We start from the raw sequence: 7,180 nt of genomic DNA on the forward strand, positions 1-7,180 counted from the left end.
GGGCTCCCCATGGGATCGGTGATCGACGCGGTGCTGGAAGGGCGGGCAGATGCAGGCGTGGTGCGCTCGAACTACTTCCAGAGCTATCTCGAGGAGTTTCCCGACAGCCGTCTTGCGCCGATCGGGCAGGCCGTTCGCCATGATTTCCCCTACGCAAGCAACACACCGCTGGTTCCCGAGTGGCCCTTCGCGGCGACCGGCAGGGCCCCGGACGGTCTCCCCGCCACGGTTGCCCGGCAACTGATCTCGCTGCCCGCCGATGCCGAGGCGATCCAGGAGGCGGGCATCGGAGGCTGGCAGGCACCGCTCGACTACTCAGTGATCGATCGTCTGCGCGACAAGTGGATGCCCGAACCGATCACGGTCCGCGACGTGCTGCGCGATAACTGGCCACTGTTCGTCCTCGCCCTGGCCGTCGTGATCGGGCTGTTCCACTGGCAGAGCCGACAGGGGACGCGGCGCCTGCAACGCCAGGAGAACCGCCTCCGGCGTGCGTTCTCGGGGCTGCACACCGGTGCCGTGCTTCTCGATGCGGCCGGCAACATCCTGCTGGCGAACCGGGCGGTGACTCGATTCGCGCGCTCGACATCCGCCAACGAGGATTCGCTCGTGGGTCAGTCCTTCTGCACGGCGTTCGCCCTGGACGTGGAGGGAACCGAGCCGGGGTGCGCGCTCGACGTCCTCGAGCGTGCCGCAAGGTCCGACGACCCGGCCACCATGGACGGAATCATCGAACGGGAGGGGCAGCGACTCGACGTCAACCTGCGGGTGAATCGCCTGGAGGGCGATCACGAGACCCAGTTGCTCGTCTCCATGCTCGACGTGACCGAACTGCGCTCGGCCCATGCGTTGCTGAGCTATCGCGCCACGCATGATCGGCTCACGGGTCTGCTGAATCGCGAGGCGCTCGAGGATTTTCTCGACCGTACTGCCACGAACAGCGAGCCAAAGCACGGCGTGCCGGGCACGGCCTGCCTGATCTGGCTTGATCTCGACGAATTCCGGCTCCTCAACGAGATCGGCACGCGGCAGTTCGGCGATCGTGTTCTGGCCGCATTGGCCGGGCATTTTTCCCTGGAATTGCCGTCGGATGCCATGATCGCCCGGATGGGCGTGGACGAGTTCGCCATCTGGATGCCGCTGGCAAGCCAGGACAACTGCATCGTGGCGGCCCGGAACGTCCTGAAAAGCGTGCATTCCTTCCGGATGCCCGGAGAGAACGAACATCTTCGGCTCAAGGCCAGCGTGGGCGTCACCCGAATCGACCCGGATGACGCCCTGGCGGCGAAGCGACTGGACGATGCCGAACGTGCCTGCCAGAGCGCCCAGAGACAGGGTGGCGACCGGGTTGTCCAGTATTCCGGTGGCGACACCGAACTGCTGGAACGACAGACTCAGGTGAAACGCTACAACAGCCTGCGTGCGGCGATCGCGAGCAATCGGTTGTCCCAGGCCGCCCAGCGCATCACCCCCATCGATCCGTCACGCCCGGAGCATCACGAACTCTTGCTGCGCATCGTCGGCGAAGATGGTGAGCTCGAATTCCCCTCGGAGTTCATCGAGATAGCCGAGAAACATCATGCCATGACGGAGGTCGACCGGTGGGTGGTCCGGACCGGTTGCGAGTGGATCGCCACGCACCTCGATTCGCCCAAGACGGTGAGCATCAACCTGTCCGCGCACTCGGTGCAGGACCCCGGCATGATCCCCTTCATCCGGGAAACCCTGGCCGATACCGGCGCCGATCCCGGGCGGATCATCTTCGAGGTGACCGAGACCGCGGCGATTCGAAACCTGGAACAGGCCGAACGCCTCACCCGGGCACTGAGGCGACTCGGCTGCCGATTCTCCCTCGACGATTTCGGCGGCGGCTTCCTTTCCTTCGACTTCCTGCGACGCCTCCAGCCGGATTTCGTCAAGATCGACGGTCAGTTGATCCGAGACATGACCGATGACCCGGTGGCCAGCGTGATCGTCTCGGCCATCATCGAGGTGAGCGGAGTGATGTCGGCCAGCACCGTCGCCGAATGGGTCGAGACCGAGCAGCAGTACGAGAGCCTTCGCGCCATGGGTGTGGACTACGTCCAGGGGTTCCTCATCCATCGGCCGGAACCCATTTCGAGGACATGACGAGCGGTCGTTTCCGTTACGCTTTTCGTCTACAGTCGCACGCCGTTCACCATCACAAGATCAAGGAGAGTGTCCATGCGCATCCTTCACACGATGATTCGCGTCAGCGACCTGGAAAAATCGCTCGATTTCTACACCAACGTGCTCGGCATGAAGCTCCTGCGTCAGCAGGACTACCCGGCCGGAGAGTTCACGCTGGCATTCGTCGGCTACGGCGAGGAGAGCGAGACGGCCGTACTCGAACTGACCTACAACTGGGGCGACCACCAGTACGATCTTGGTGACGGCTATGGTCACATCGCCATCGAAGTGGACGATGTTTACGAGGCGGCCGAGCGCATCCGGGAGAAGGGCGGCAAGATCCTGCGTGAACCCGGACCGATGAACGCCGGATCCACCATTATCGCGTTCGTTGCCGATCCGGACGGTTATGCCATCGAACTGATCGGCGCCAAGTGAAGAAAAACGCGACCCAAGTCAAGACTTGACAGGAACATTTTCCACATGATCGAGGCGCAATTTCGGTTGCGCCTTTTCTTGTGGACGACCAATCAGTGACTTAGGGCAAAAAAGCGCGCAAGTGATTGTTCTTGCGTGACTATGGAGCGAGAGACGACAGGGTGGCCAAGAATTGGTCATTCCTGTCGCGGGCCTTGCGTGGCATGCACTTGGCAACTATCTCCACAGGCTTATCCACAGGATCTGTGAAAAACTTTTCCTTGGCCGGGAACTTCTGCCGAGCTGTTCCAGCCATTCGCCTCCGGAAGGCGACGCCGTCGAGGGACTCCCATCTGCAATCGGCCGCCATGCCGGTCTCCTTCAGAGATGTCCCTTGAAACGCCACCCTCGTTGGTCGACCTGCAGGGAACGTCAGATCGGTTCGATCGGAATGATTCGTGGCATTCATTTTTGTTCAATGGCCCGCCGGATTCATCAAGGATCGATGACCTGGCATAGGGGCAGGGTGACGTGTCGGACGATGGGTTTGATGGATCGACTCGATCATGCGCTGTCAAGGGTTGACAGGCGCGATTTTCCACATCAATGCATCGGGACGGTCCGCGGGAGCCGCATCGGGTCTTGGTTATCATGGAGTTGGGAGCTTTGTGGCCATAACTCGTTGTTTGTTGAACATTTGCCAACGGCGGTCATCGAATGGTCAAGAATTGGCCATTTCCGTTCCGGCCCCTGTGAACAAGGGCCTTAGCTGTTTCTTCCACACGTTTATCCACAGGAACTGTGGAAACCTTTGGGCACCGGATCCGGATCGATTTCTCACTCGATATTCGGCCCGCGTCGTGGGCGGCAACACCACCGTGTAGACGCTTGGACAACCGACTGTTATCAAAACGTCACGTTCGGGAACTAGGGTTCGCATTCCATTCGGTTGCCCATATACTTTCGCGGCACAAGCCGTCGGGGCAAGATCAGGCAGCAAGAGAGGGAAGCAGGCATGACGATCAAAGTGGGCATCAACGGTTTCGGGCGTATCGGCCGCCTCGCGTTCCGCGCACTCGCCGACCGCCCCGAGCTCGGCCTCGAGGTGGTTCACGTGAACGAGACTGCCGCGGATGCCGCCTGCATGGCACACCTTACCCAGTTCGACTCGGTACACGGCCGCTGGAACCGCGACATGGACGGGGATGGTGACCGCATGGCCCTCGACGGTCGCGACATCCGTTTCACCAGCGCGCCCGACGTCGACTCGATCGGATGGCGGGACAGCGAGGTCGAGGTGGTCATCGAATCCACGGGCCGCTGGCGTGCCTACGAGGAGATTGCCCCCCACCTGGCCCAGGACGTGGAACGCGTGGTGGTCGCCGCGCCGGTCAAGCACCCGGATGTGCTCAACGTCGTCATGGGCGTGAACGACGATCGCCTGGAGCCGGCGCGCCACCGGGTGGTCACGGCGGCATCCTGTACCACAAACTGCCTCGCCCCGGTCGTCAAGGTGCTGCACGAGGGGCTCGGGATCCGCCGGGGCACCATGACCACGATGCACGACCTGACCAACACTCAGGCGGTGGTGGACAAGGGCGATCGGGACTGGCGTCGCGCGCGGGCCTCGTCGATGTCGCTCTCGCCGACGACGACGGGTTCGGCCAAGGCCATCGGCGCGATCTTTCCCGAACTCGACGGCCGGCTCAACGGCCTTGCCGTCCGGGTCCCGCTGCTGAATGCCTCGCTGACGGACTTCGTGTTCGTTCCCGAGCGCTCCACCACCGTGGAGGAGGTCAACGACCTGCTGCGGTCGGCCGCGGAGGGACCGATGCAGGGCATCCTCGGTTACGAGACCCGCCCGCTCGTCTCCGTGGACTACACGAACGACCCGCGGTCCTCGATCGTCGACGCCCCCTCGACCATGGTCATCGACGACGACCTGGTGAAGGTGCTCGCCTGGTACGACAACGAGTGGGGGTATGCCCAGCGACTGGTCGAGCTGGTCTCCCGGATCGGCCACGCCTGAGCGGCCCGTAGACGAGGAACGCCCCATGCCCGCGGCACTGCGCCAATACCTGACCATCACCGGCAACTACTGGCTGTTCACCCTGACGGACGGGGCAATCCGCATGCTGGTAGTGCTGCACTTCTACCAGCTAGGCTACTCCCCGTTCGCCATCGCGATGCTGTTCCTCTTCTACGAGTTCTTCGGCATCGTCACCAATTTCGTCGGCGGCTGGCTGGGTGCCCGCATCGGCCTCAACCGCACCATGCAGCTGGGTACCGGGCTGCAGATCCTCGCCTTGCTGATGCTCACGGTGCCGGATGCATGGCTGACGGTGGTCTGGGTGATGGCCGCCCAGGCGTTGTCGGGCATCGCCAAGGATCTCAACAAGATGTCGGCCAAGGCGGGCGTGAAGATGGTCGCCCGCGAAGGCAACGCCCAGCTTTTCCGCTGGGTGGCGTGGATCACCGGCTCGAAGAACGCCCTGAAGGGGGCGGGCTTCTTCCTCGGCAGCCTCCTGCTCGCCTGGCTGGGCTTCCAGGGGGCGATGGGGGCCCTGGCGGCGATGCTCGTGATCGGCTTCGCCATGACGCTGACGCTGCCGTCCGGGCTGGGTGCCATCCGGAAGAAGGCCGCCTTCGGCCAGATGTTCGCGCGTGACCCGGTGATCAACTGGCTCGCCGGTGCGCGTATCTTCCTGTTCGCCGCCCGCGACGTGTGGTTCGTCGTGGCCCTGCCGGTATTCCTGGTCTCCATCGGCTGGGATTTCCACTGGGTCGGCGCCTACCTCGCCCTGTGGGTGATCGGGTACGGCATCGTCCAGTCCGCGGCGCCGCGACTCATCGGCGCTCGACGCGGCATGGCCGAAGGGCAGGGCGGGCCGGGTGCCCGCGCCGCGACAGTGTGGAGTTTCGCCCTGGTCCTGCCGCTGGCCGCCATCCTTGTCGCCCTGGCCGCGGATCTCACCGCGGCATGGATCATCACCGCGGGGCTGGCACTCTTCGGCGTGGTGTTCGCGATCAACTCCGCGACCCACTCCTATCTGATCCTGCGGTATTCCGTCGAGGAGAAGGCGTCGATGAACGTCGGCTTCTACTACGCCGCGAACGCCACCGGGCGGCTGATGGGGACCGTGCTCTCGGGGCTGAGTTACCAGTGGATCGGGATCACGGGCAGCATCGCCTTCGCGCTGGGTTTCGTCGTCATCGCCGGACTTCTCAGCCTGCGGCTCGTCGCGCTGGAATCCTCGCTGACCCAGGAGTAGCGGCCCCTCCCTCGTCCGGCTTGCCGCTCTACCGCTACACTGGTCTTGCGTGTAGATTGTGAGAAAGGAGGCCGACGGCGACGATGACGACATCATCCGAAACGCGCAGGGAAGGGCTGGACCATGCACTCGACCTCGTGCGCCAGTGTGCAACGGACGACGGATTTCTCGCCTCGCCCATCCACCGGGACAACTACCGTCGTGTCTGGGCCCGTGACGGGGTGATCATCGGCCTGGCCGCCCTGATGACCGGGGAAGAGGCCCTGGTGGCCACGATGCGCAAGACGCTCGAGACATTGGCGCGCCACCAGGGCCCTCACGGCGAGATCCCCAGCAACGTCGACACCAGCACGCAGCGCATCAGCTACGGCGGCACCACCGGGCGGGTGGATGCCGACCTCTGGTTCGTCATCGGCTGCGCCGAGTACTGGCGTGCCACCGGGGACGATGCCTTCCTGGAAGAGGCCCTGCCGGCGCTCGAGCGGGTGCACTTTCTACTCGGGGCGTGGGAATTCAACGACCGCGGCCTGATCTATGTCCCGCAGACCGGCGACTGGGCCGACGAATACGTCCAGTCCGGTTACATACTCTACGATCAGCTCCTCTACCTGCAGGCATTGCGCTCGCTCTGCCAGGTGCACGACCATGTCCACGGCACGGCCGACCATCAATTGCAGGACCGTACCCTGCGGCTGTTCCACCTGATCCGCGGCAACTTCTGGTTCAACGGCGACGACCCGGCCGACGTCTACCACGAGGTGCTCTACGAGAAGGGGCGCAAGGCCGCCCCGCGCCGCCGCGACCACTACTGGATGCCGTTCTTTTCGCCGACCGGGTACGGCTACCGCTTCGACGCCTTCGCCAATGTCCTGGCCAATCTGTTCGGCGTGGCCCGAGACCGGCAAAGCGAGCAGGTCGATGCGTATATCGCGAAGATCACGCCGAAGGCCATGCCCCTGCTGCCCGCCTTTCACCCCATCATCGAACCGGTGGACCGGGACTGGGAAAGCCTGCAGATGATGTTCTCCTACAGCTTCAAGAACAGGCCGTACGAATTTCACAACGGGGGGCTCTGGCCGATGCTCACCGGCTTCTATGTCGCCGACCTGGCCCGCCGCGGGCACAGCGGGAAGGCCCGACGCCACCTCGACGCGATTCATGCGGCCAATGCGTTGTCGATGGATGACGAGTCCTGGTCCTTTCCGGAATTCGTGCATGGCCGGGAACTCACGCCGGGCGGCACGCGCTGTCAGGGCTGGAGCGCGGCCGGGGCGGTAATCGCCCATCACGGGCTTCAGGGAGAACCGTTATTCAGGATCGATGACGATGAGTGAACTGCT

The 7,180-nt window shown here is 63.7% G+C and carries 5 protein-coding genes; all 5 read left to right on the forward strand.

Going from position 1 to position 7,180, the window contains the following annotated elements; translation table 11 throughout:
- Positions 1 to 2,130, forward strand: a 2,130-nt coding sequence (locus ACLFMY_RS07545) for a putative bifunctional diguanylate cyclase/phosphodiesterase (RefSeq protein WP_410764023.1), incomplete at its 5' end; no start/stop codon positions are given.
- Between the two features lie 75 nt (positions 2,131 to 2,205).
- Positions 2,206 to 2,589: a lactoylglutathione lyase gene (gene gloA, locus ACLFMY_RS07550; protein WP_410764024.1), complete on the forward strand. Its 384-nt coding sequence runs from the start codon at positions 2,206 to 2,208 to the stop codon at positions 2,587 to 2,589.
- Between the two features lie 994 nt (positions 2,590 to 3,583).
- The gene (locus ACLFMY_RS07555; protein ID WP_410764026.1) at positions 3,584 to 4,597 is read left to right on the forward strand and encodes an ArsJ-associated glyceraldehyde-3-phosphate dehydrogenase; all 1,014 of its coding nucleotides are present in this window, start codon (positions 3,584 to 3,586) and stop codon (positions 4,595 to 4,597) included.
- Between the two features lie 25 nt (positions 4,598 to 4,622).
- A complete protein-coding gene (gene arsJ, locus ACLFMY_RS07560; protein ID WP_410764027.1) occupies positions 4,623 to 5,840 on the forward strand; it encodes an organoarsenical effux MFS transporter ArsJ in 1,218 nt (405 codons plus the stop codon).
- Between the two features lie 83 nt (positions 5,841 to 5,923).
- Positions 5,924 to 7,174 (forward strand): amylo-alpha-1,6-glucosidase, encoded by a 1,251-nt coding sequence (locus ACLFMY_RS07565; protein WP_410764028.1) that lies wholly within the window; start codon positions 5,924 to 5,926, stop codon positions 7,172 to 7,174.
- The last annotated feature ends 6 nt before the right edge of the window (positions 7,175 to 7,180 follow it).

This window comes from Guyparkeria sp., assembly GCF_046545975.1.
GTDB lineage: Bacteria > Pseudomonadota > Gammaproteobacteria > Halothiobacillales > Halothiobacillaceae > Guyparkeria.

Excerpts from the sequence above, each read along its gene's own strand:
- ACLFMY_RS07555 (WP_410764026.1), top strand. The coding sequence starts at position 3,584 with ATGACGATCAAAGTGGGCATCAACGGTTTCGGGCGTATCGGCCGCCTC.
- arsJ (WP_410764027.1), top strand. The coding sequence starts at position 4,623 with ATGCCCGCGGCACTGCGCCAATACCTGACCATCACCGGCAACTACTGG.
- gloA (WP_410764024.1), top strand. The coding sequence starts at position 2,206 with ATGCGCATCCTTCACACGATGATTCGCGTCAGCGACCTGGAAAAATCG.
- ACLFMY_RS07565 (WP_410764028.1), top strand. The coding sequence starts at position 5,924 with ATGACGACATCATCCGAAACGCGCAGGGAAGGGCTGGACCATGCACTC.